At 37.6% G+C, this 26,121-nt stretch carries 15 protein-coding genes; 2 read left to right on the forward strand and 13 right to left on the reverse strand.

The features are described 5' to 3' along the window. Positions 1-263: 263 nt before the first annotated feature. Together LJE09_RS02980 and LJE09_RS02985 are read right to left on the reverse strand one after the other, a co-directional pair. Positions 264-3,416: a tetratricopeptide repeat protein gene (locus LJE09_RS02980; RefSeq protein ID WP_118613638.1), complete on the reverse strand. Its 3,153-nt coding sequence runs from the start codon at positions 3,414-3,416 to the stop codon at positions 264-266. Positions 3,417-3,627: 211 nt separating this feature from the next. After that, on the reverse strand, positions 3,628-3,975 hold the full coding sequence (locus LJE09_RS02985) for a helix-turn-helix domain-containing protein (RefSeq protein ID WP_118613636.1): 348 nt from the start codon (positions 3,973-3,975) through the stop codon (positions 3,628-3,630). Positions 3,976-4,268: 293 nt separating this feature from the next. On the opposite strand from LJE09_RS02985, the gene LJE09_RS02990 reads away from it, so the two are divergent. Then, complete coding sequence (locus tag LJE09_RS02990) at positions 4,269-8,399, forward strand: hypothetical protein (RefSeq protein ID WP_055153135.1); 4,131 nt, start codon at positions 4,269-4,271, stop codon at positions 8,397-8,399. On the opposite strand, the gene LJE09_RS02995 is transcribed toward LJE09_RS02990, so the two are convergent. The 3 genes from LJE09_RS02995 to LJE09_RS03005 form a co-directional block, all read right to left on the reverse strand. Continuing rightward, positions 8,396-9,433: a hypothetical protein gene (locus LJE09_RS02995; protein WP_055153137.1), complete on the reverse strand. Its 1,038-nt coding sequence runs from the start codon at positions 9,431-9,433 to the stop codon at positions 8,396-8,398. The genes LJE09_RS02990 and LJE09_RS02995 overlap by 4 nt on opposite strands. Positions 9,434-9,687: 254 nt before the next feature. Further along, a complete protein-coding gene (locus tag LJE09_RS03000) occupies positions 9,688-10,605 on the reverse strand; it encodes a tyrosine-type recombinase/integrase (RefSeq protein ID WP_055153139.1) in 918 nt (305 codons plus the stop codon). A gap of 168 nt (positions 10,606-10,773) precedes the next feature. Beyond that, a complete protein-coding gene (locus LJE09_RS03005; RefSeq protein ID WP_227310953.1) occupies positions 10,774-12,078 on the reverse strand; it encodes a hypothetical protein in 1,305 nt (434 codons plus the stop codon). A gap of 217 nt (positions 12,079-12,295) precedes the next feature. Between LJE09_RS03005 and LJE09_RS03010 the strand changes: the two genes are divergently transcribed. Then, positions 12,296-13,003 (forward strand): tyrosine-type recombinase/integrase, encoded by a 708-nt coding sequence (locus tag LJE09_RS03010; RefSeq protein ID WP_055153141.1) that lies wholly within the window; start codon positions 12,296-12,298, stop codon positions 13,001-13,003. Between the two features lie 127 nt (positions 13,004-13,130). On the opposite strand, the gene LJE09_RS03015 is transcribed toward LJE09_RS03010, so the two are convergent. From LJE09_RS03015 to miaB, 8 genes are all read right to left on the reverse strand, one after another. Next, complete coding sequence (locus tag LJE09_RS03015) at positions 13,131-13,532, reverse strand: hypothetical protein (RefSeq protein ID WP_009243735.1); 402 nt, start codon at positions 13,530-13,532, stop codon at positions 13,131-13,133. 481 nt (positions 13,533-14,013) lie between these two features. Next, positions 14,014-15,459, reverse strand: coding sequence for a DUF2971 domain-containing protein (locus tag LJE09_RS03020; protein WP_118409246.1), 1,446 nt, complete (start codon positions 15,457-15,459; stop codon positions 14,014-14,016). Between the two features lie 164 nt (positions 15,460-15,623). After that, positions 15,624-17,483, reverse strand: a complete 1,860-nt coding sequence (gene asnB, locus LJE09_RS03025; RefSeq protein ID WP_008703623.1) for an asparagine synthase (glutamine-hydrolyzing) — start codon at positions 17,481-17,483, stop codon at positions 15,624-15,626. Between the two features lie 1,105 nt (positions 17,484-18,588). Then, complete coding sequence (rsmH, locus tag LJE09_RS03030; protein ID WP_227310954.1) at positions 18,589-19,644, reverse strand: 16S rRNA (cytosine(1402)-N(4))-methyltransferase RsmH; 1,056 nt, start codon at positions 19,642-19,644, stop codon at positions 18,589-18,591. Positions 19,645-19,663: 19 nt separating this feature from the next. Then, a complete protein-coding gene (locus LJE09_RS03035; RefSeq protein WP_195303296.1) occupies positions 19,664-22,318 on the reverse strand; it encodes a heavy metal translocating P-type ATPase in 2,655 nt (884 codons plus the stop codon). Positions 22,319-22,435: 117 nt separating this feature from the next. Next, a complete protein-coding gene (locus tag LJE09_RS03040) occupies positions 22,436-22,753 on the reverse strand; it encodes a metal-sensing transcriptional repressor (RefSeq protein WP_173705340.1) in 318 nt (105 codons plus the stop codon). Between the two features lie 445 nt (positions 22,754-23,198). Then, positions 23,199-24,518: an MATE family efflux transporter gene (locus LJE09_RS03045; protein WP_118341926.1), complete on the reverse strand. Its 1,320-nt coding sequence runs from the start codon at positions 24,516-24,518 to the stop codon at positions 23,199-23,201. Between the two features lie 121 nt (positions 24,519-24,639). Continuing rightward, positions 24,640-26,040, reverse strand: a complete 1,401-nt coding sequence (miaB, locus tag LJE09_RS03050; protein ID WP_227310955.1) for a tRNA (N6-isopentenyl adenosine(37)-C2)-methylthiotransferase MiaB — start codon at positions 26,038-26,040, stop codon at positions 24,640-24,642. Positions 26,041-26,121: the final 81 nt, after the last annotated feature.

The raw sequence follows: 26,121 nt of genomic DNA on the forward strand, positions 1-26,121 counted from the left end.
CCATTCCATGCATTCATGAAAGGCAGCTCCTGTTTCTCTATTTCTTGTTCATTATCCTCTTCAACTTTCTGACACTGATCTCGATTACATCATAAAATAGAGATTCTACCGTCTCCCTGTCACATGTAAATCTTCTCTTTATCTCAGGTCATAATTTTTCGATTTCAATATCTAATGTTTTAGAAATTACATAATCTGCGACAGAAAATGTTCTTGCCAAAGCTATTGACTCCATATTACTTGCCCTTTCTTATCTTTTCCCTTTAATGCACATCATCTTTGCTGCAAAGTGTACGATATGCTTCTGCATCCTCCGGCATATCGTTCCTTTCATATATCTCAGCAATATATTCGGCTGTCAGCAGAACATCTTCATATGCTTCCAGTTCATTGTCTATTTCCATAGAAGCCCGGTAATTTTCCAGTGCTTCATTATCCCTATGGAGCTTATCATACACAAGACCTAAATTAAAATAACCGATACTGATTTGCCCGTGTATTTCAGGAAGGGTCTCTTTTTTAATCGCCAATGCCTCACTAAATATATCTGCCGCATCATTAAGTATTCCCATTTCATAATAAATCAGGGCAAGATTATTTAAACTGATTGCATAGTCCAAACTCCTCTTCCCATAAATATCTTTGCGTATATTCAACCCTTCTGTGCATATATCAATAGCATCTTCGTATCTTTCCATCTCCCGATATGCAGTTGACAGGTTATCATATACTGTTGCCAGAAATGCTGAATCCTCTGTAGAATTTTCACGGTACTCCCGTATAACTGTTTCAAATAGTGAAATAGCTTCGCCATACCTTTCTTCACTGGCATAGACCTGAGCAATATTATTTTTTGTTGCCAAAACCATCGGATGATCTGATGCATAAATCTCTTCTCTTATACACAGCGCACATCCATACAAATCTTCTGCTTTCGGATAGTCTCCTTTACTCCGGTATACAAGCCCCAGATTATTATAAATATCTGCTTTAAATGAAGACGGACCTGGCCAGATTTTATCCGCAATTTCTAAAGCCTCATTTAAACAATCCAGTGCTTTATCATATTCTGTAAGTTCATAATAGATCAATCCAATACTTCCATAGGATTGAATAATGTCTGGATGCTCTCTCTTTAATGTTTTTTGTTTTATTTCTAAAGCTTTTTGAAATAGGGAAAGTGCTTCTGAATATTTTCCCATATTATCATAAAGCAACGCATACCCATCATAAAAGGCAGCCATTTCCGGATGAGGCTTGTCCCCATAAATCTGCTTCATCCCCCGTTCCGCCTTCTGATAATAGGATCTTGCCTTGTCGTAATCTCCCGGATATCCACGCTCCCTAAAAAAAGAAGCCATATCGGAGTAATGTGTACTCAACTGTAGAATATCGGTTTCCGGATTCCGTTCAAATTTGTCTGCCGCCCAGAAATATAGTGCTTCAGCGCGATCCGATCGGTTCAGTTTTACATATATTCCTGCCAATAACTTTATAAGCACAACAACTTCAATATCGTCGGACGAATAATATTTTTTACGGATTGCCAGAGCTTTCCTCAAATACGAAAGAGATTTTGAAAATTGATACATATTATAGCTTACGTCTGCAAGATTGTAGTAATCTGAAGAAACGGTAATGGAATTCGGCCCGGACACTCGTTCATCTATTTCTAATGCCCTTTGAAAAAACTGATACGCATTATCATAGTTTCCTATATCATAATAAATATATGCAAGATTTGTCAGGAACTCTGCATCCTGTTCATTGCACAAATGGTTCCATAGCACATCCGAAATGGACCATGAAAACGGAATCAAATAAGACTTTTCTGCACCATGTTCCTGCTCTCCACAATCCATTTCTTTTGTAATGGAATGGATCACATATCTGCATTTTTCATATAAATGCTCCTCATTCTGAAACCGTATAGCAGAAGCGATAACAGAATGCATGATATATGTTGAAACAAGCTTTCCGTCGCTTTTAAGCCAACCAGTCTTTACCAGATATTCCAACTGTGACTTATGTTGAATCTCAATCCAATTTCTCACAGCTTTATATTGGAATGGGATTGCCGGTATCACGGAAAGCTGGCACAGCAAATCCTTATCTTGGATACGACACTTTGAAATCGTAAATAAGATTTTTAATTGTTCTGTTATCCTCTTTTCCGATTTCAATGATGGATGATGCGAATCAACATTTTCATTACTTATTCGAAATCCTTTTTGAACAAGCAACGCATAAAACTCCTGCAAAGTTTTTTCTTCCATATTAGCTGTCTTTGCCAAAAGCTCCAGCATTACCGTATGATATTCTATTAATCCCAGAATCTTATCCAAGTAATGATTATCGTGATCTCCCACATAATAATGATAAAAGATATCCCGGCAGTCTTCCTCTGGCAAATGGTCTACGGAATATCTATAAAGCCCGCCAATCTTTTCAGTTCTACTCGTTACCAGTATCCTGCAAGGCAGGTCTCCCAATCTTTCAATATCCGAATCCTGTTCTATCGTTTCCACATTATCAATTACAATCAGCAGCTTCTCGCGCTGGGTTTGTATCACATTGTATATATGTTCCCATGCCTCCTCCCTGTCTGTATACCCTTTTGTATCATGAAACGCCTCAATCAGAGAATCTTTCAACTTTCCATTTATATATGTAACCCAAGCAATCTGATAAACGCCTGTAACATCACAGGACATGGAATAGATTTTTTTCAAAAAAGATTTTGCCGTTTCCGTTTTGCCTATCCCGCCTATCCCATATAGAAGTACCGATTTCCCGGATAAAACAATGGTAGTCCATAATTCATTTTCAAGTATCGTTCTGTCCACATAGAACGAATCAATATCTGTAGGCGGATCAGATATATATTCCGGTTTTTCCTGCTGGGCTTCTTTATTCTCTTTCATAACAGTCTGCAACAATGCCAATACCTGGTCTATTTTTTTATCCTGTTCCCTTTGCAGTTCGCCACTTAACTGTATGTTATTCATCATAAACATAGGATACAAGATGTCATCTTTTATGATTTGATCCTGAAAAGTGCGATACCACGCTAGGATATCATTCTGCTTTGCATATGAAGAATAGCCGTGCAATATGTTTGAAATCCGCTTAGGTGTTAAATACCCTTCCCGGCACCACGCATCAAAAATATATTCGCAAATTGCAGCGGATACATCTTCAGTAGTCCCTTTGCAAAGATACTCTCCAACACTTTTCTCGATTGCTCCATATAACCTGCATTCAAACGAATCAGGTCTATCACCTATTTTCTTTTTCAATTCTGTCCAGATTTTTCCGGTACCGATATCCGCGGCTTTCTCCGTCAGATAACCGATTACCGTAAATCCGGCAATCTCTTTTGTTGCTGCTGATATAATGATTGATGCCAGGCCCATATGTACCCCTCCACATTCTCAACTTATGACAGGTTCATCATCAAGTAATTACTTCCGAAGTTGCTCCTTTACCAAATTCCCTTTTCATAAATTATCATACAAACAAATCCGTCTTGTCAATAAAGTATGGAAAATATCCCTGATTCTCCTTTACAATTTATAACATTTCTATTTCTCTGGCACACATTATTTGAACATACCAAAACTCTTCTCACTCTTTCCGGCCGCTTGCATTCTTAATAATAGCAATGATCGCCAGAACTATTTTCTGGTCGCACTGTTTCAAGCCTCTATATAATTCAACCAGATCGTAATATTCCTCCAACGTTTTACCCATTTCTACTGCACCTACTACATCTCTTTTGACATCTGATGTTCCAAGCAGGTAATCCGTTGTCACATTAAAATAAGCTGCCACCTTTTTAAGAGATTCCACTTTGATAGATGCAATGTTCCTTTCATATTTACTAAGCTGCTGCTGTGTTATTTCTAATTCTATCGCCAAAGTTTCCTGTGTTAAGCCCCCTTTTTCACGGAGCTGTCTGATACGATTTTCCATAATCAATCTCTCCTCTGCTTATTCATAATATCATGCTAACTCAAACAGCATATTTTGATACAAATAATAGGAGTAACCAGATACTCAATTATCATTTTCTCTTGCATTACCATAACTCCAAAACAGAGGTATTTCTTCGTCGATGGTCTCACATCTATGAAACAGTACTTCTGCCGGACTGCAACTCCATTATCCTGATCAATAACGGATAATTCCTAATTATCTATCATTGTAATTTGTCCATACAAGCAATGAATTATATAACTATCTATATTTGGCAGGAGATAATGTAAATGAATGATTATTCAGATATTAAAATCGGAAAAATGATCCATCAAATGAAAATACATCAATCTGATGAAAATGATGGAATAACTTTATTCTTAGGGGCAGGATGCTCTTTAGCAAGTTCACCTCATGACATTTCTACATATGGTATTGTAAAAAACATTGTGGAAACTCAGCTTGAAGATATTTCTGGAATGCCTGATACCTGGAATGAATTATATAAAACATTCATAAATATCGCGTGGAATGGATTGGGTAAAAAAGATAAGATAAATTTATTGAAGCCGTATTTCAATGATTTAAAGCCTTCAGAGGGATATCTTGCAATAAAATATTTGATTGAACATGGTTATGTTCAAAATATAATTACAACAAATTTTGATCCATTAATTGATAAGATATTAGAAAATATTCCACATCGAAAAATCGTAGGAGAACTAACTAGTGAACTGGGTGATAATCCCAAAATCACGTTTATCAAAGCTCATGGAGATTTAAAATATGGCAATCTTCGTTTTTCACCATTTGAACTGCAAAAATTACCTGCTGAATTAGAAAATAAAATTCGTCAGTTAACAAAAGGGATTGTAATTGTTGTTGGATACCGTGGGCAAGATATTGGCATCATGAATTCATTAAACACATCTGATGATCATTGTGCCTTTTGGGTGAGTCCTACAAAGCCAGAAATATATGATGGATATACAAATGACCCTATTTATGACTGGATGAAAAAACGCAATTCAGAAGGAAACTTTATTTATGGAGAATACGGTGATTTTAATATCCTATTTCCCACATTAGTAAGAAAATTGTCTGCATTACCGAATGAAACTTTTAAAACGGTTGAAATTTGGAAGAACAGTTTTTTGTTTGATACAATATCATTAAGTAAACGAATTTCATTAGTATTCTCAATTTTACTAAAAATCGAACATGAATTACTAGATATATATGAATGGAAAATACAGGCCCCCTATTTTTCAGAAGCTTCTTCTTCACTGTTGTCTATATTAATTAATATTTGTCAGGATAAAATTCTTCCTCAAAATAGTATATCTAAAATAGCCAATGGTGTTGAAGCCTTAATATTAGCCTTTGCATTAGACATTTATGCTCAAACACAAGGTTATCCTATAGTTCCGATAAAGTTTATTGATAATATCAAAGCAAGATATGAAATATATCCCGATGCCCCAAGACTTAATGATGATTTTTGGGATTTGTTAAAAAGATTATTTCTTATAGAGAAAAATGCTCAAAATTACTATGAGATTATTGTAACTTTTGACATAAATAAAGATTTTTCATATGTTTTGAAAAAGGGTGAGTTCTCTGAAATACAATCATTATTTTCTATGATTAAAATCATAGCATTGTTTGAAAAAACTGCTTTTTCTCACAATAAACTTCCATCCTATGAATATCGTGCCAAAATATTATTAGAAAATAATTGTAAGAAAATAGAGCCTTCTGCTCGAGCTACAACTATAACGTTGGAGGATTTAACTCAGGAAGATGATCGAATACTTCGTAAATATCTTTTAGATATGTATGCTCCTTTTCATAGTACACTTGGAACACGTCAAACATATTTTATAGAAAGTATTTACATAGTTTATGATGTTGACAATAAATCTGGTCAAGAATTAGGCTTATATGATGAACTTTTACAGAAAAGCAAGGAATTTTGCTGCAATTTTTTCGAAAAAATTAATTTAGAAAATTTTATCATCACTGATGTAGTTAATGTTCTGCATGATTTTCTCGATTCTATAAATTCTGGATTTATGCTCTTAGGTGCTAGTGGCAGTGGAAAAACCACTTTGTTGGGATATTTAATAAAAAACCTCCAGAATACAAGTAACTTCGTTATACTTCCATTTAGCGGAAGGGAACAACGTTTATTACAAAGAGGGATCAACGTATTTTCTAATTGGTTTTCCGATTTTGAAAAACTTGAAGTAATTAATAAGTTATTTCTATGCAGGGAGCAAACACTGGTATTAGTTTATGATGCGTTAAATGAAATGCCTGGGAATTTTAATTTTTTACAGGACAATTATAATGGATTAATAAAATTTACAGAAATGTTATCACAAAAGGAATATCGCAATATCAAAATTATTCTTTCTTTAAGAACGGACTCATATCTTCAATTGCGTCAAAATGAAGCACTCGAGCCTAGACCAGGTGTATTTTATACGCCTTTGGCAGAAAATAGAACTATTTTTCCACTATATCAACTTCCAGTTTTTTCAGAATCTCAGACTTTGGAATTACTTCAAAAGGAAACATCCTTAAATCGACAAATTTTGAAAAAATTATACCATGAGTTTTCTAGTATATTACAAACACCTTTTTATATTCAATTATTTGGACAAATTTTATGTTCTTTCTCTGATTTGGGTGAAAAAGAATTTGCCATTTTTTCATTGAAATGGTATGATACAATTTTTAATAATATTGCCAAAGATGAAGTGATACAAAACGAGCTATCGAATGTTACAGAAGCAATTATTTTAGTAAAATATCAATATGAAGGAAGAAAAGTGTTCATAAACGATATTGTTAGAAAAATGCATATTGCAAAAGAAAAATTAGAAAAAGACATATTAAAACTGCAATCTTCTGGTATTTTAGCATACGAAAAAACAACGGGACAGATAAATTTTTCACATGAAAGTTATGAACAAATCTTTTTGACAAAATATTTAACACAGATAGATAATCCGGAAAATTTTTGTGCATCAATTTATGAAAAACAAAAAAGTCCTACAATTTTAACATTATCCTTATTAGACTATTTAAGGATTCAAAAATATTTTAATTCAGAGAATTATTTAAATATTTTATTACGCTTTCTTACAAGGGATAATTATTCATTAACAAAAGTACTTATAGAATCAATCTTAAAAATGCAGGAAGAACAACCTGTAGAAGATTTCTGGATTGCATTGTTTAACAAAATTGATTATAGAATCGGTTTAGATTATCATTCAAAATTTTTAATAGCAATCTTACAGGAAATAAATAATCTTTTGGATGAGAAGCAACAATTTTCAATTAAAATATTGGATTCATTAAATCCTATTATTTATACAACATATAATATAAATCCTATTATTGATTCTGATGACCAGGCCTATTATGAATTTATCTATGCAAAATATTTATATGTTTTTGCTTATAAATTTGAAAATGACGTGTTTTATCAAGCCAAAGTTCACTGTGCTAAAGCAAGTAATTTGTTGATTGCTTCAAAAAATAGCTTGCATGATGATATTGACATTTTATATGCTATTCTTCTCAGATATGAAGGTAAACTTAATGATTCTGTAGAACTTTTAAAAAAAGTGCTTGATAACCAATTAAAACATTTAGTCCCGGATAAAACATGTCAAACAGCATTAGAATTAGGTGCAATTTACAGAGAATTAACACGATTTGATGATGCTATGACAGTTTATGAAAAAATAGAAAATACATGTAGTTTATCTGCGTATTGGAATGCTCGGTTAAAGTTAAACACAGGAATCATTCTAAAAAATAGACTGCAATTAAGAATTTCTGAAGGAAATGTAAGTTTTTCCGATTATGAAAATTACAAAAAAACTGAAGAATTTTTTAAATTTGTTTACCATTATGCCAAAACATGTGACGATGTTCTGCTGCAGTTAGAAATTCAAGCTGAATTAATTGAACTATGTGCCATAGCCCAATATTTTCAAATTAATAGTGTATCATCGGCGAGAAACTATATAACTGAAATGGAGAAAACACTAAAAAAATATCCTGTCCCATTAAGGAGAATACAATATTATAGGATGCTGGCACGTGTTCAGATATTAGAAAAAAATTATGAGAAAGCTCTTAATTCTTTACGAGAGGGGTATCAGTTATCTATTAAATACAATATTCCATATAGGGCTTGTGACTGCTGCAGAAAATTTGCACAAATTATTCTTGAGCATAACAGATCAGATATTTCATTATTACGAGAGGCCCAAAGGTATATCGCTTATGCTATAAGTTATTACGAAAGCCTCAATGCAACTGATCATTTATATTTTCTTGAAGCGCAAAAACTTCAAAAAAACATTGATGAATTATTGAATTGTCAGGGTCCTGTTTAAAACAGAACCCTGACAATTTCAACAGGATATTCCTCTAATAATTTAGTGTTTATTTTTAATCCAATTCTTTTTTGTGCTACTAAACAAATTAGCAATAACAATTGTTCTAAACGCAACCGTCCGGTAGAAATATATTCATATAGATAATTATTAGACAAAGCAGGAAGCGAATTCGCATCTATCAAATATAATTTTCCATTTTTATCTTGCAAATAATCAAATCTGGCCATATCGCGAAGATGCATTTGCTCAAAAAGTTGTTCTGTATGCTTTTGAAGTTCATATAATACTCCACGGTTATCTTCAATAACATATGTAAAATCTCTTTTTTCTGAAATGGTAAGCTTACTATTATATGAATGCAATGCATGATGCTGGGTTTTAGATTTCAATTTAGATACATTAAATAAATACCTTCCCGTATTTCCTGTTATGGAAACCGTATATTCTGTAGCATCGTTCAGATACGATTCTATTAGTATTTCGGTAAGATGTGGGAAGCTTTGAAAACGTTGATCAATAATTTTTCCAAAATCATCAGTATTCCATATTATAGAAGATTCATCAATGCCTAATGATGCAGCTAATGTATTTGGTTTTACAATTGCCGGTAGTTTAAAGGTTAATAATTTTTTTTCGACAGATTTTCTATTAGCAATCCATGCTTGTCTTGTAACAATTTGATTTGGAAGTCCCATTCCTGACTCTAAATTTGTAAGTGCTTTATCATTTAACAACAAATGAGAAAAAAGTGGGCTTCCAATATAATTTATATTATAATACTCTAATAATTTGTATAAATATGAATTAAATGAAATAATACTTGATCCGTCATTACTATAATCAAAAACAGTTGTTGGATAAATAAGATCATACTGTGATGTACTTAACATTTTTTCAATTTCTACTAAAGAAGCATCAATAAAAATATCTGCCTTCATATTGTCAAAGCTATTAAAATAATTAATCTGTGATATAAGTTTTTCATTATATGTAGGTGCAAATTTCGTTGTAGCCAAAATAAGCAATCTCATAATATGCTTCCCCCTTTTATTTCATAATTAATATAATGGTTTAAGACTACTGGGAACATGGATAATTAGGAATTATTTATATAATTATAACAACTTCATCTGTCTTTTTCCATAAAATTCATCTCAAAATCCAGATATTTTCGTCTTCTAACATTTGTTCACCAATTACCCTATAATATTTATACGCCAAAAAGACCGCCCTTTTCCGCCGATCTCTTCTCCTGCATTTTATATATGTATCTTTATGCGTTCCTTTACGCTGCTCCTATGATCTTCATATTATTCCGTGGGTGCATATCCCGTAAGATTTCTGCCTGTTTTCTGGCTGCCACATGAATATAGATCTGTGTTGTCTTTATGGAAGAATGCCCCAGTATCCGCTGTACACAGCTTATGTCCACTCCTTCCTCAATCAGATATGTTGCAAATGAATGTCTGAACATATGCGGTGTGATATTTCTTTCTATTCCAGCCTGAGCTGTATATTTTTTTAGCATCAGTCGAATGGACTGTTCCGTATACCGGTTGCCCCTGCCATTTACAAAAAAATATCCACTTTTTTTAATCGCCGCTCTGTTTTCAGCATAATATTTCCGCAAAATATTCAACACTGAGGTACTGCCAATCTGAACATATCTTTCTTTCGCTCCTTTTCCCATGAGTTGAATCAGCCCAGTATTCAGATTCACATTTTCTGCCCGTATATTTGATATTTCATAAACTCTGGCCCCGGTTGCAAAGAAAAGCTCGATTACTGCCACATCTCTCAGGCAATATTTATAAACCGTCTCCGATGCCTGCTGCAGACAGCCATACATATGGTTTAATAAATGTTCAATCTCTTCACGCGGTATAATTCTCGGAAGAATCAAATTTTCCTTAAATTTGACTTTTATTTTTCGAAATGGACTTTCTTTAATCAATTCATTCTCTTCCAAATAACTATAATATGCTTTGACAGAGGCTATTTTGCGTTTCACTGTTTTTTGCTTATATTTTTTATGTAATTCTGTAATATATTCCTCAATCTTCTCTTTGTCTGGCTCTTCGCAAGCAACAAAAGTAAAATACTGATTGAGATCGATTCGATATGCTTTTACTGTTTTCTGATCCAGTTCCTTTCTATATGTGCAATATTCCAGATACGGTACTAATTTATCCTGCAATCTCATTTTTCGTTCTCCCCTACGTTTTTTAACATTCTCCATATCATACTACCATTTCACCAGAATATTTTCAGAAATTTTACAAACAAAAAGACAGACATATTCCATATCATATTTTCTTAAAAATAAAAAGTACAGCCTTTCGGTTCATCCAATTAGCTGTACTCGCATTTCTTATCTAGTTTTATGGTAGTATTCTTCAGAATATTGCTCAGAAAAATCTTCAACATTCAGATGATGTAACGTTAAAAATTCATGTAAAGTATCATCAGATATCTCATCCAGGGAAAACGGTTTTAATTCTTTAATAAACCCTTTTATCTGATCCTTCAGGATCTTAAGTTTATTTGGACGAATTATCTTAACTTTATGTGTAAAATCTCCCTCATAAGAAAGTGTCTTTGTCGAAATAATCATAAATCTGTCTACATTTGCATTTGGGCCATATTGATCTTCAAACCATGCACAATGGTTATTCATTTGTCCCGCCTCATGTTTCGTGATTTCCTGACGGGTTCCGGACACCTCACTTTTGCATTCAAATAATAAATAATGATCATTCGAACCACACCAAAGATTATCAGGTCCCTTCCGAATTTCTTTATCTGGACGCTGGCTGACATAGCCAAGTAAAGCACCAACATCTTTTAATGCAGCTTCAAATTTAGTAGCTTCAATACCAAAAGACAAATTATCTAATGTCGCATTAACTGACAAAAACAATTCACTATAATCTGAAAATTTCCGCATATATGTTCTGATATTATTTAGGCGGTCTTGGTGTATATAAGAAATTTTTGTATAATCAATTCCTGTACTCGGTTTTAAAAGCTGTGTATTTTTCTTAAATGAACTTTTTTGAATTTTAATCGATTCTGCAATACTTGTCGGATATGTATATCTTGCTAATTGCTGTAAATACCAACCCTTTTCTGTGTCATCAACATTAAGCCCATCAATCAATCGCTGCATGGAAGAAATAGCTTTCTCATACTCACCTTCACAAAAAAATTGTTCTGTCTGCCGTTCTTTTAAAAGCCTGTCATATACCTGTGATTCTGCATTATCTTCTACAATCGTATCCATTTCAGAAGCATAATATTCTTTCCAGCCTTCATCACGCACTAACATCTGCTTTATCAAAGAAAGCACAACTTTTATAGGGCTTTCAGTTTTATCTTCTTTCGCCATGTCAGCAATTTCGATGCCAATGTCAATTTGTTTTCTCGTTTGTGGTGAAAAGAATTTATTAGTTGCAATACTCCGCATAAACCGAACCAATTCTGAGCCAATTATTAAAATGGCGCAATAATCTTTTTCACCACGGACACCTCTGCCAATACCCTGTTCAATTTTTTGAGCTATCCGTTTATTGATCAGTTCACTATTTGGACACGCCTGTTCTTCATAGCGATCTGCCAAGCTATCAAAATACGGAAGGCTATCCATAATCAGTATTCGACAACTTTCATCAGGCAAGTCAATGCTATCGATAGGGCAATCATAACAAAAGAATTATCGGACACATGGCTGTCTTATCATGCAGATGAAGCAAAATCGCGCCGTGCAATGCGGCAGCTGGCCCAGTACATGAATTCACAGGGCAGTGAATAAAGGATGTTCCGCTGGCACCTGTAATAACAGGTTGGCTGCGATTAGATCTTATTTATGGTACGTAGCTGATGGCGAAATATCGATGCAGTCAATCGCTCTTGGGGCTTCAAAGGTCCCATTTATTAAGGGAACACAAAAGGTGAAGGAAACAATAAAGCCAGATGATCTTGCAGCCTTGCTGGCTGCCCCTTCCGACAGATCAAAAATAGGAATACGGGACAAGACTATACTGATTCTTCTGTACGATTCGGCCATAAGAGTATCTGAACTGCGAGAGTTAACTCTTGAATCTTTGAAGCTAAATGAAACGATACCTTATATCCGAGTTCATGGAAAAGGTGATAAGGAAAGAATTGTATCAATAACAGACAAAACTGTCGAGCACTTAAAAAGATACATAAAGATCTATCATTCGGAAACAAACGGTGATTATCCCCTGTTTTATACAGTGATCAAAGGAAATCTGTCTGCTATGTCAACCGGAAATGTAGAAAGAATACTGAACAAGTATGCAGAAAAAATAAGACCTGATCATCCTGGACTTCCGCAAAAGCTGTATCCACATATGCTCCGAAGAACCAGGGCTTGTGGACTGTATCAAAATGGAGTTGAACTTGAACTTGTATCCCGAATACTGGGACATACTTCCACTCAAACGACCCGTATATACGCATCTCCATCAATTGAAATGCTGAAAAAGGCCATGGAAAACAATAGTGTTGATGTATCTGAAACAGCTGAATGGCTAGATGATGAGGAAGAATTAGCTAGGATCTGTGGAATAAGATAATAATTATCCTCAGCTTTGAGAGTATTTTCACAATAATTATAGGGAATAAATGAAAAGCTGAGGATAAAAATATGCTGAGGATAATCCCATCGCCAGATACACCTTTTTAAATCCGGAAGCATCTGCATCATTCAGCATGGGTAAAAGCCTTTATGAGATGGCAGAGCATTTCCGGTGAAGTACCGGAAAATATCTCAGCTGACAGTCCCCTGGTATTTTTAATACGGATCATTGGCAGAGTTCCTGCCGAAATGCATGTACCGGATTCTTTTGGAGTATCTGTTTTCTTTGGATCTGGTGCAGGTGCGGGCAGTTCCACAAAAGCAGTGGTTTCTGTGTCCTGCATCTGATCCAGGCATATCTGCCTGACACGCCGGAGACGGTAATAATAGTTGGCTTTTGTAAGATTATTTTGGGTACACCAGGTTTCAACATCCATCCCTTTGGGACGGTTCTGACAATTCCGGATCTGTTCTGCCCATTGTCTGATCCTGACCTGCTGAGCTACAAGGCTGGTTTGCGTAGCCATAATATTCCGCCTCTGAATCATAGTCAGTTAAAAAAATTAAGTACTAAACTTTTTTGACTATGTTATTTTGTTGAGTATGATTATGGCATAACTTGAAGTGAATAAAAAGGTACTCAGGTTCTACCGTTTACCTAATATCCAGTAACATAGATGTATATGAATGAGTTAAAGTATTAATCTCGTCTTCCGTTTGGCAGCTTTCTAGCGTTTCCTCTACAATTTCCATTAATTGTTCTGCAAATGACTTATTCTTTTCTATTGCAAACCTCCAACACACTATGTGATACAATCTCAGAGGGAACATAAGCCCCTGTTCATATGGTATTACACGATATGTATTTTCTTCATCACAATTAATCACAGGATTAAATCAGGAAAAATCAACATGATTATATTATATCCTCAGAATCTGCTTTTTTCCAGCAAAATAACGCCCCAGCCATAAAGCCAGAGCGTTACATACTTTCCATGTCAAATTACCTTAAACTTTTTCTGTGCCATCGACTTTTCCTTTATAATTTATCAGTCTCCAAAATTTCTTTTTTCGAATCTTAATTTTCTGCTCTTCAGCACTATATTCAGCTTGATAAAAAGTAAAATCTGATAATTCGTCCTTATGCTTTATCAGCTTATCCAGAATCTGTTTTTTATCATATTCACTGGTTCTGATTCCAAAGATAACACCTTTCAAAAGGTTCCAATCAAATGACATATTCTGCTTTTGAGGAACATCAAATTCACCAAATGTATTTGACACAGCTACCCTAAATTCCTTTTCATGTTCCCAGTTTTTTGTCTTGCGATAGGTTTTCGCATCATAGATCTTCCAGTAACGTTTTCTCCATTCCTCTACATCAGAAAATGCTTCATAACAGGAACTGACGCCGTCTACTCCAAGTAACCATTCTCTTATTTGAACCATAGTCAATCGTCCTAATGTCTGGAAAAAATTACATTCAATGGACTCTCCACCATAAGAAATTGCTCTTACATCAAGAGGAATATGTCGCCCTCCTACCTTAAGTTTTGCCTCGTCACCTGTATCATAAATCAGACATACACCCTTATGACAATCTGCATAGTTTCCCCACATAGCAGAATTATCATTTTTTTTAGAAAAACAAACAACATAGCTTTTGGGGTATATCATATCCCTCAACTGAGCCACAAACACTTTTGGAAAATCAGCCATAACAATTAACCACTTTCTATGCTGTTGAACTACTGAATTGCCATCATTATTATATATTTGTTCTTCAGAGCCTTTACCATGAAGAAATATGTCGTTTTCTGCACCTTTCATTATATAGGAGAATTCCTTCATTTCCTCGAATATTTCTTCCATAGATTCAATTGTCTGGACACGCATTTTTTCATTAGAAAAGACTTTCTTTATTGCATCTACTAATTTTTCCACAGAAAGTGAAAAATTAAGAAGTTTAATCTGTTTCTCAGCTTCCTCTGCAGGTACAAATTTATTTTTCTTAAATTCTTCCAGACACTTAATTAGTGCATTATTATGAATATAAAAAAGAATATATTGAAGTTCCTTTTCTGATACTTTCAAACAATTGTCACCATAAACTCCTGCCAGATTTTGTACATCTGTATCCGTTATGAACTCTTCTCCTAATTTCAATAAAATTTTCTCAAAAAAGTTATTTTTATAGCAATGAACATCTGCAACCAAAGTACCATGATATAACGTTTCATCATCGGCTTTCAGAATATAGAGTTCCAGTGCACGCGCTACGCTATATATATAATGTCTGAACAATCCCTCCCAGGCCATCTTATCTCCCTGCCAGAAAACACGTACAAACCCTTCCAACGGATCATTTAACTCTTCTTTCGATGCAAAATGAAAAGTGCCATTTTCAATTTCTAATAATGCACTGTTTATTGAACGGTAGTGGTATAATTTCATTTTTTCCTTCTTTCGATAAATTATTCAAATAGTTATGATGAAGTCTGCTCTTCATAAACCATGGATTGACATGCAGCTTCCTATACGAAAGCTTAATACCTATCTTCTATTTTTTCTTTGTGAATATCCATTTAGGTATTATTACCGTCTCATAACCAACTCTCTCACTTCGAACATGTAGTAAAAAATCTATCGTACCAGATAAGGAATGTTAAAACTGTCCAGATTTTACGGCTGTTATCTGCTTTTTTATCTTTATGGTCGTTCAGAAGCTGGAGCAGTTTCTCTGTATGGAAAAATTCTTCTGCTTCTTTCGAGGTAAATAAATCTGTTACCATCTGATACCAGTCATTCTGCCGCAGCCACACACGGATTGGAATGGGAAAACCAAGTTTCTTCCGTTCATTGGTTTCCTGTGGAAGAAATTCTGAAACAGCTTTACGGAAAATATATTTGGTTGTACCTGCTGCAATCTTGGCTTCTTTCGGAAGCTTTGCTGCAAAGTTAAAAACTTCTTTATCCAGAAATGGTACCCTGACTTCCAGGGAATGTGCCATGCTCATTTTATCTGCTTTCTGCAAAATATCGCCAGGAAGCCAGTAGTTCAGATCTACAGACTGCATTTTTTCCATGTCTTGAAGTGAGCCTCTGTTTTCTGACTCAAGCTCTTCATAAAATTGACTTAAATATTCCTGCGTGGAAGGTCCTGTTACTTTATTTTTTAAAATCTGTGCTTTCTCTTTTTCACAGTAAATATATGCATTTCCGATGAAGCGTTCTTCTACTTTCATTCCTGCGCGGATAAGGAAATCCCGTCCTTTAACGTCTGGCAGCTTTGCAGCCAGTTTTCTGACAGCGCGTCTGAGCACGAACGGAATCCAGGCAACTTTCTTTAATGCTTCAGGCTCTCTGTAAATATTGTATCCACCGAAAAGTTCATCTGCGCCTTCCCCGGAAAGGACTACCTTAACATGTCCGGCAGCCTCTTTGGAAAGAAAATAAAGTGCAACTGCAGAGGCATCCCCAAGTGGTTCATCCATATGATACATCACATCTGGAAGAGCATCCCAGAATTCCTGCTTGGATATGATTTTCACATGGTGTTTCAAGCTTGCTTTTTCTGCCACTTTGGCAGCTTTGTTTACTTCACTATATCGGTCCCCCTCATCAAATCCCACTGTGAATGCCTGATCTGCACCGGAGGCAGAAGCCAGATACCCGGAGTCCACTCCCCCGGATAAAAACGCGCCGACTTCCACATCGCTTAACATGTGGTGCTTCACCGAATCCTTTAAAATCTCTGCAAGCTGGCTCCGTAGCTGATCCATATTCGTCTTACGGTTCCACTTGTCAGGTGTAAGCTTTGTTTTGAAATAAGTCTTTATTTCATAGTTTCCGTTTTTATATAAAAGCATATGTCCGGGCATAAGTTTATAGATTCCCTTAAAAAAGGTCTCTTCCAGAGGGGCATATTGAAATGACAAATACTGCTCCAGGGCCTTCTGATTTACTTTTCTTTCATAGCCTGGAAATGCAAGAATACTCTTAATTTCAGAAGCAAATACAAAGTGTCCATCTATTTCGGCATAGTACACAGGCTTAATTCCAAAGAAATCCCTTGCAAGCATCAAAGTCTGCTCTTTTTCATTCCATACTGCAAACCCAAACATTCCCCTGAGCTTATCCAGTGCCTTCTCCCCATACTGTTGAATGGTATTTACCAGAACTTCCGTGTCAGAATGGGTACAGAAAGAAATGCCGGAAGCCTCAAGTTCTGCCCGCAGTTCCTTATAATCATAGATTTCCCCATTAAAAACAATATGCAGGTTTCCGTCCGCACTTTCCATAGGCTGCTGCCCATCTTCTAAATCAATAATACTAAGTCTTCGAAAGCCCAGCGTAATCTTCTCCCTGCAAAAAGAGCCTTCACTATCCGGGCCTCTATGTTCAATGGCCTTCATCATCCTTTCAATTACTGTCTTCTGATCCTGTCTGTAACCTGTAAATCCACAAATCCCGCACATTTTTTCCTCCGTATCCATTTGATGTAGTTTAGACACTGCAACGACTTTTGTTACAGTCCAAAATTATTTTTACCGATATTTTATCATAAAAATGTCTGTTTGTTGTAAAATAAAAATGTCTTTCTTATCAAATACTTATATTTCAAAATAGCTTTTATATCTCATATAACATTTTATAAAAAAAGAAATGTTTTCCATTCCCTTATTTGCTTACGGAAAACGTTTCTTTTCATTTACTCTTCATAAAGATTTCCGTTCTCATCGATCCAGGTTCCGTCTCTGTTATTGTAAAGGACTCTGGATTCTTCATCGCCTTCACCTGCTGCTACAATTTCCATTCTGTTCATCGGAGATGTATTATTCCAAAGAACAAGCATAATTTGTAAGTCGTTTTGAAGATGTATTATTTTTAAAGAACAGAATAAAAAATAAAACTCAACGTTGTTTGATCGTAGCCTTTTTTGCATTAGCATTATCAACTATATTCTCTTTAGTTGGTCTTGATAACGTTATAAATTATGGCTATCGATATATGGGATACTTTGCCACTGTTACATTTATTATTCCATTGTTGACAATCGGGAGATATAAAAATAAAAAATCTGAAAAATTAACCAAAAATGGAGAGCATCAGCTATGACCTCTGTGCTTCTGTAATCTTACAGATACCGGGGTGCTGTCAGCGGGTAATCTCTTCCATCAGTTCAATCCAGCCCTGAAAATGTTGCTTTCGTTTTATCGACCGCTATTTTACAACTTTTTCATAAAATAATATCGTACAGGACTTTCCGATGTATAATGAGTTTTAGAAAAAATTACAAAGGAAAGTGACTCTGTACGACAAAGGCATTATACAACGAAAAAGCACTGATTGACAGACTTCATCAATATTATTTTGACAGATTTTCTGTGACTGGCAGAAAAAAGTTCCGCCAATGATTGATTATTGAAAAAAATCTCAAATAAGTGATTTTTTTCTTGTATAATGTATATCTATTTTTGATGTAACTATCAACTGTTCAATATTCCTGTTATAAACTTAACAGCTACGGTTTTAGCATGAATAAAAAAGTTGCAATACAGCAGGCCGTTTATAAAAGATTTTTTATTCAGCCTTTATAGCCCAGCGCATCTTTGTGGAACGGGCTCTTGGGTTCTGTGTGCACTCTTTGGCTGAGGGGCGGATCACATCTTTTGCATAGTCTGAGTAGATTCCCTCCTTGTATCCTGCTTTAAGCGCTTTCTTTACCAGCTTGTCTTCACCGGAATGAAAGGTAAGGATTGCCACACGTCCGCCCGGACGCAAAGCATCCGGAAGCTTCTCCATAAATTCATACAGTACTTCGAACTCATGGTTGACATCAATACGCAATGCCTGGAAGGTTCGCTGGCAGGTTTTCTTAATTGTCTCTTTCTTTTCCTTTTCAGGAAGGAAATCAAGAGTTTTTTCGATTACCTGACGCAGTTTTGTGGTAGTATCAATATGATTGTCTCTGCGGATCTCATCGGTAATGGCTTTGGCGAGTTCCTCACAGTATGGTTCATCAGAATTTTCACAGAGCATTCCCGCAAGCTCCTCTCTGGAAATGGTATCCAGACGCTGGGCTGCACTGATGCCGGTTTCCTGATTCAGGCGCAGATCCAGAGGTCCGTCTGTTTTAAAAGAGAAACCTCTTTTGGGGTTATCAATCTGCATGGAGGAAACACCGAGATCTGCCAGAATAAAGTCAAATCCTCCAACCTCTTTGGCAATCTCATCAATGGTGCAGAAGTTCTGAAGCTTTACTGTCAGCAGTTCTTCCCCGAATCCCTGCTCTGCCAGACGTTTCTTTGTTTTGGCGGATTCCTCAGGGTCTACATCTGTTGCATAAATATGGCCCTTGCCATTCAGACACTGAAGCATTGCTTTCGTATGGCCGCCATAGCCCAATGTGGCATCAAATCCGGTTTCGCCCGGCTGGATATTAAGAAAATCAAGGATTTCCTTAACCATAATGGAGATATGCATTCCCGCCGGGGTATTTCCTTTCTGAATCACGTGTTCAATGGTATCTTTATATTTCTCAGGCTGTAATTCCTTGTATTTCTCTTCGAATTTCTTCGGATATTTTCCTTTATAACGGACACGTCTTTTATGTGGTGTCTGGTTCTGGTTTTCCATAAAATCCCCTTTTTGTTTTTTATTCCTGTGTGATACCAGTTACTTCATAGCCGGCTTCTTTGATCACTTCGCGGATCTTATCCTCGTCCAGTTTCTCCGGAGCATGGATCACTGTGGTTCCTTTTTCATGGGAGGAAACTACATCTTCCACTCCAAATGCCTCTTTTACTGCCTTTGTCACATGTGCTTCACAATGTCCACACATCATTCCTGTTACGTTTACTGTGATTGTTGTCATTTCTTTGTTCTCCTTGTTTTCTTTTATATTTTCCTGATCTTTTGGATCATGAATTTCACTGTTGCAAAAGTCTGGATTCTCTGCCTTTAGACTTTTGTTTTCTGTTACGTTTTTCATTTCTGCATTAGCTGAAATATAATGGATTTCTTCCACATTCTGTTTTATTTTTTTGTCTCTGGAAGCATCATGTACCTTAAAGAGATTCAGTCTCAGTGCATTGGTTACCACACAGAAACTGGAAAGGCTCATGGCAGCTGCACCAAACATGGGGTTCAGTGTCCATCCGAAAATCGGAATCCATACACCGGCTGCCAGTGGAATACCGATCACATTGTAGAAGAATGCCCAGAAAAGATTCTCATGGATATTTCTCAATGTTGCCCGGCTTAAACGTATGGCAGCAGGTACATCACTGAGCCGGCTCTTCATTAATACCACATCTGCGGCATCAATGGCAACATCTGTTCCTGCACCGATTGCAATACCGATGTCTGCCCTGGTAAGTGCAGGGGCATCATTGATTCCGTCTCCTACCATGGCAACCTTTCCCTGTTCCTTCAGAGAACGGATCACACTTTCCTTGCCATCCGGAAGAACACCTGCAATTACATCGTCCACTCCTGCCTGTGCTCCGATCGCTTTTGCTGTGCGTTCATTATCACCGGTAAGCATTACTACCCGGATTCCCATGTTCTGCAGTTCTTTTATTGCCTGAGGACTGTCCTCTTTTATAACATCTGCCACTGCGATCATGCCGAGAAGCTTCCCGCCTTTTGCAAAAAGAAGTGGTGTTTTTCCTTCTCCTGCAAGTTTTTCTGCCTGCTTCATCAGTTCTGGTGATACAGAGGTTTCATTGCTGATAAATTTCATATTTCCGCCTGTAAGCACTTCACTGTTTAATGCTGCACGAAGACCGTTTCCAGGAAGAGCCTGAAAATCAGAAACCTTCTGCAAAACAATCTTTTTCTCTTCTGCTCTGGCAATAATGGCTTTTGCAAGAGGATGTTCACTCTTCTTCTCAAGTGCATAGGCATAGCCTAAAAGCTCTTCCTCTGAGATTCCCTTTGCAGGAACCATATCTGTCACCTGCGGTTCACCCTTGGTGATAGTTCCTGTCTTATCTAATGCAACGATCTGGATCTTACCTGCTTCCTCCAGGGATACTGCTGTTTTAAACAGGATTCCGTTTTTGGCCCCCATTCCGTTTCCTACCATAATGGCAACCGGTGTGGCAAGTCCAAGGGCACAGGGACAGCTGATGACCAGAACAGAAATACCTCTGGCAAGTGCATATCCGAACTCTTTTCCTGCCAGCAGCCAGACAATGGTGGTGACAACCGCAATACTGATGACTGTCGGAACAAAAACTCCGGAAACCCTGTCTGCGATTTTGGCAATAGGTGCTTTTGTTGCAGCCGCATCACTGACCATCTTAATAATCTGGGAAAGAGTAGTGTCCTCGCCTACCCGGGTAGCTTCGCATCTGATAAATCCGGACTGGTTTACGGTTGCAGCAGAGACTGCATCTCCCGGATTCTTGTCAACAGGAATACTCTCCCCTGTAAGTGCTGCCTCATTAACAGCACTGTTTCCCTCAAGGATCACTCCGTCCACCGGAATGTTCTCACCGGGACGTACCACAAAAACATCACCTTTTCGGACCTGTTCGATGGGCACCGTAGCCTCCTGTCCGTTCCGGACAACAACTGCTGTCTTAGGTGCCAGCTTCATCAGACCTTTCAGCGCATCCGTTGTCTTTCCCTTAGATCGGGCTTCCAGCATTTTTCCAACTGTGATCAGGGTAAGGATCATGGCGGCAGATTCAAAATAGAACTCCATCATGTAATTCATAACTGCTGCAGAATCTCCGTCCACCTGTGCCCTTGTCATTGCAAAAAGTACATAAACACTCCACAAAAAGGATGCCATGGAACCAAGTGCCACAAGGGTATCCATATTTGGTGCACGATGCCACAGACTCTTAAATCCGCTGACAAAAAATTTCTGGTTAATGACCATTATGATTCCGGCGAGAAGAAGCTGCACCAGTCCCATGGCAATATGATTATCATTAAACCATGCCGGAAGAGGCCAGCCCCACATCATATGTCCCATGGAAAAATACATCAGCACAAGCAGAAAGCCTACAGATGCGATCAGCCTTCGTTTCAGTGCCGGTGTTTCATGGTCTTCCAGTGCCTCCTCTGCCGCAGAAGCAGATATCTGTTCTCCGGATGCCCCCTTTAAGGATGCTCCATAACCTGCATCCTGTACTGCCTTGATGATCGCACCTGCACCGGCAGTTCCCTCTACTCCCATGGAGTTGGTCAGCAGACTGACCGAACAGGATGTCACCCCCGGAACCCTGGATACGGCCTTCTCCACTCTGCTGCTGCAGGCTGCACAGCTCATTCCGGTTACATTGTATTGTTCCATTTCTATCCCTCCCTACGACTTGTTGTTCCTTACCTGATATCTACTGCTCTGTTGCTTTGCAGTTCCCAGATCTTTGTTCTGCTGTACTCTGATGCTATAACAGTCTGAACACAGCTTTCACTTCATCAGTTTCTGCAAAGTAGCCACCAGTTCATCAATCGTCTCATCCTTGCCCCTGCGGATATCTCTTGCCACACAGTTGCGGATATGGCTGGCAAGCAGTTCTTTGTTAAATGCGTTCACTGCTGCGTTGACTGCTGCGGACTGGATCAGGATATCGTTACAGTACGCATCATTCTCCAGCATACCAATAATCCCTCGGATTTGTCCTTCCACACGTTTAAGACGATTGATCAGCTTCTTTCTCTCCTCCTCAGAACGCATTGTGTGTTTTGGGCAACAGGGACAGACTTTTTTCTCCTGTGTATCTGCCATATGGGAAATCCTCCTTCTGATTTTTATGTACTCTCGGAATCTTTTTGTACTTGATTTTATGAGAAGATTTTTTGTCAGATGTGCCCGAATTTTTGAGGCGTACGTTGATAAAATTCGGGTGCATCTGGCGAAAAATCAGCCATAAAAGCAAGTGCAATAAAGACTCCGAGAGTACATTTTTATAAATAAGCTCTGTTTTATATAAATTTCTGAAACATATAACGATTTCAAAATACCCTTACGGGGTATCTTTATAGTAGTCACTATATACCCTTATGGGGTATTTGTCAATACTGTTTTTTCATATCGGAAACAAGTGGTGTGTGAACAGTAACAAAGATTACTGCGGACAGAGTAAGCAGCAGTAACACAAAAAAGAGCTCTCACAGAAAATAACCGCCGGTAATATTCTGCCGGCAATTATTTTTCGCGAAAGCTCAAAGACCTATACTCTATGCACTTTTCTTCTGACAAAATAAAAACAGGTGACCTGCATAATGATCGTCAGCATCCAGGATGCAGGATAGGAAATAAACAGAACAGCCAGTGATCTGTGATGCGGGAATATTCCAAATATCCATACGATCCTGGTTCCTACTGTTCCGATCACTGACAGGATCATTGGAACGCCGGAATGTCCCATTCCACGCAGGGCACCCGGAAACAGATCCATAATCCCGCAGAGAAAATAAGGTACGGTAGTGTAAGACAGGATTTCCAGTCCGCAGCGGATCACTTCCGGATCGGCAGTATAAATCTTAAGAATCTCAGAACCGAAGAAATATGCACCGCATCCAAGGGAAAAGGAGGTAACTACGGAAATAATAAGACAGTCGACCAGAACCTTATCCATACGTTTAAATTTATGCACACCATAGTTCTGACTGGTAAAGCTCATACATGCCTGTGTGACAGAGTTCACCGCCACATACAGAAAACCGAAAATATTATTGGCCGCCGTATACCCTGCCATGGCGGTCGATCCAAAGGAATTAACCGAGGACTGAAGCAGAGCATTTGACAGATTAATGACTGTGCTCTGGATCCCGGCCGGAATCCCAACCTGGAAAATCTGTTTTAAATAAACAGTATTGATCCTTAATTTTCCAAAATGAAGCTGGTAGCTGGTTTTCGATGTACGCAGACATCTGAGTACCAGAATGCAGGAAATTAACTGGGAAATCACAGTAGCAATGGCTACGCCCGCCACATCCATATGAAACATGATCACGAGGATCAGATTCAGTACTGCATTTACAATACCGGAAATAACCAGAAAGATCAGTGGACGTTTCGTATCTCCTACAGCCCGCAGAATCGCAGCTCCATAATTATAAAGCATAAAAAACGGCATACCCAGAAAATAGATTTTCATATACAGTGCAGACTGTCCGATCACATCATCCGGGGTACCCATCAGTTCCAGAGCCCATCTGGAAAAAATCAGTCCCACAAATGCCATGACGATACCGCTTACCAGTGCAAGAGTTACAGCCGTATGAACGGTATCTGACATTTCACGGTCTTTTCCTGCCGCATAGAACCGGGCAGCAAGTACATTCGCACCAAGTGAGATACCAATAAACAGATTGGTAAACACATTGATCAGTGCTGTGGTTGAGCCTACGGCTGCAAGTGCCTGACTTCCGCTAAATCTTCCCACCACTATGATATCCACAGCATTAAACATCAGCTGCAGGATTCCGGACAGCATCAACGGCAGTGAAAAGGAAATCAGCTTGTCCATGATGGTTCCGTTACACATATCTATTTCGTATTTATTTTGTTTCACTTTTATCTTCCACCCTTTATATCCAAATTGATATGGGCTTCTGTAGAAGTCCTTTATATTACTGTTCGTAAACAGTTAGTATTTTTCAATGTTTTTATTCTGCAAGGCTTCCGAAATAATAGAATCCCTTGCAGGTATCCAGTTTTACTTTTACATATTTACCGATCAGATCCTGACATCCCGGGAAATGGACCAGAAGGTTATATTCTGTTCTTCCTGTAAAGATACCTTTTTCTCTGCTTTCCTCCTCTACGAGGATCTCCTGAACAGTTCCCTCGAAACGGGAAGAAGCCTTTCGGCCTTTTTCCTGAACCAGAGCCAGAAGACGGTCAAAACGGTCTTTTACTACATCCTCAGGTACCTGATTCTCCATTTTGGCAGCAGGTGTGCCGCTTCTTTTGGAATAAATAAAGGTAAACGCAGAATCAAAATCGCATTTTTCCACAACGTCCAGAGTATCCTGGAAATCCTCTTCCGTTTCTCCCGGAAAACCTACAATGATATCTGTAGTAAGGGAAATATCCGGTACGGCATTACGGATCTTGTCTACAAGTTCCAGATACTTTTCTTTGTCATAACGGCGGTTCATGATCTTTAAGATTCGGCTGCTTCCGGACTGCATGGGAAGGTGAAGGTGATGGCACACTTTTTTGCTCTCTGCCATTGTCCGGATCAGTTCATCAGACAGATCCTTCGGATGGGAAGTCATGAAACGGATTCTCTTTAATCCTTCAATTGCTTCCACCTGTTTCAGAAGCTGTGCAAAAGTAACCGGATGTTCCAGTGTCTTTCCATAGGAATTAACGTTCTGTCCCAGAAGCATAACTTCCGTTACACCATCAGCCACCAGACCCTTGATCTCTTCTATGATCGCCTCCGGTTCGCGACTCTTCTCTCTTCCTCTTACATATGGTACAATACAGTAACTGCAGAAATTATTGCAGCCAAACATAATATTGACACCCGTTTTAAAGGAATATTTACGGTCAGAAGGCATACCCTCCACGATTTCATCAGATTCCTTCCAGACATCAATGATCTGTCCCTCCGTATTTAAGCTTCTGTAGAAAAGCTCCGGAAACTTATGGAAGTTATGGGTACCGAAAACCAGATCAACAAAAGAATATTCTTTGTGGATCTTCTCAATTACTTCCGGCTCCTGCATCATGCAGCCAAACAATATAATCTTCAGTTCAGGATTCTTTTTCTTAATACTTTTCAGATGGCCAAGATGACCGTAAATCTTCAGGTTTGCATTCTCCCGGACTGTGCAGGTGTTATAGATGACAACATCTGCATCTTCTTCTCTGGATACTTCTGTATAGCCCATACGTTTCACGATACCGGCCACTGTATCCGTCTGCAGGGAATTCATCTGGCAGCCTGCATTCTGGATAAAGAAAGCTGGCGCATTTTCATATTTTTCCTTCACAAGCTCTGTACATTTATTGATATATTCTAACTGTATTTTACTTTCCTGTGTATTATTATTCACTATTGATTCCTCATCTTTCTGTTTACAACATTTCGGGGCACTCTTTTTATCATACAGAATCTATGGCTTTATGTCAAACGC

The organism is Blautia sp. DFI.3.45 (assembly GCF_020593505.1).
Classification (GTDB): domain Bacteria; phylum Bacillota; class Clostridia; order Lachnospirales; family Lachnospiraceae; genus Blautia_A; species Blautia_A wexlerae.

Coding starts and splice junctions, on each gene's coding strand:
- LJE09_RS02980 (WP_118613638.1), bottom strand. CDS start 3,416: ATGGGCCTGGCATCAATCATTATATCAGCAGCAACAAAAGAGATTGCC.
- LJE09_RS02985 (WP_118613636.1), bottom strand. CDS start 3,975: ATGGAAAATCGTATCAGACAGCTCCGTGAAAAAGGGGGCTTAACACAG.
- LJE09_RS02990 (WP_055153135.1), top strand. CDS start 4,269: ATGAATGATTATTCAGATATTAAAATCGGAAAAATGATCCATCAAATG.
- LJE09_RS02995 (WP_055153137.1), bottom strand. CDS start 9,433: ATGAGATTGCTTATTTTGGCTACAACGAAATTTGCACCTACATATAAT.
- LJE09_RS03000 (WP_055153139.1), bottom strand. CDS start 10,605: ATGAGATTGCAGGATAAATTAGTACCGTATCTGGAATATTGCACATAT.
- LJE09_RS03010 (WP_055153141.1), top strand. CDS start 12,296: ATGCAGTCAATCGCTCTTGGGGCTTCAAAGGTCCCATTTATTAAGGGA.
- LJE09_RS03015 (WP_009243735.1), bottom strand. CDS start 13,532: ATGGCTACGCAAACCAGCCTTGTAGCTCAGCAGGTCAGGATCAGACAA.
- LJE09_RS03020 (WP_118409246.1), bottom strand. CDS start 15,459: ATGAAATTATACCACTACCGTTCAATAAACAGTGCATTATTAGAAATT.
- asnB (WP_008703623.1), bottom strand. CDS start 17,483: ATGTGCGGGATTTGTGGATTTACAGGTTACAGACAGGATCAGAAGACA.
- rsmH (WP_227310954.1), bottom strand. CDS start 19,644: ATGGAAAACCAGAACCAGACACCACATAAAAGACGTGTCCGTTATAAA.
- LJE09_RS03035 (WP_195303296.1), bottom strand. CDS start 22,318: ATGGAACAATACAATGTAACCGGAATGAGCTGTGCAGCCTGCAGCAGC.
- LJE09_RS03040 (WP_173705340.1), bottom strand. CDS start 22,753: ATGGCAGATACACAGGAGAAAAAAGTCTGTCCCTGTTGCCCAAAACAC.
- LJE09_RS03045 (WP_118341926.1), bottom strand. CDS start 24,518: ATGTGTAACGGAACCATCATGGACAAGCTGATTTCCTTTTCACTGCCG.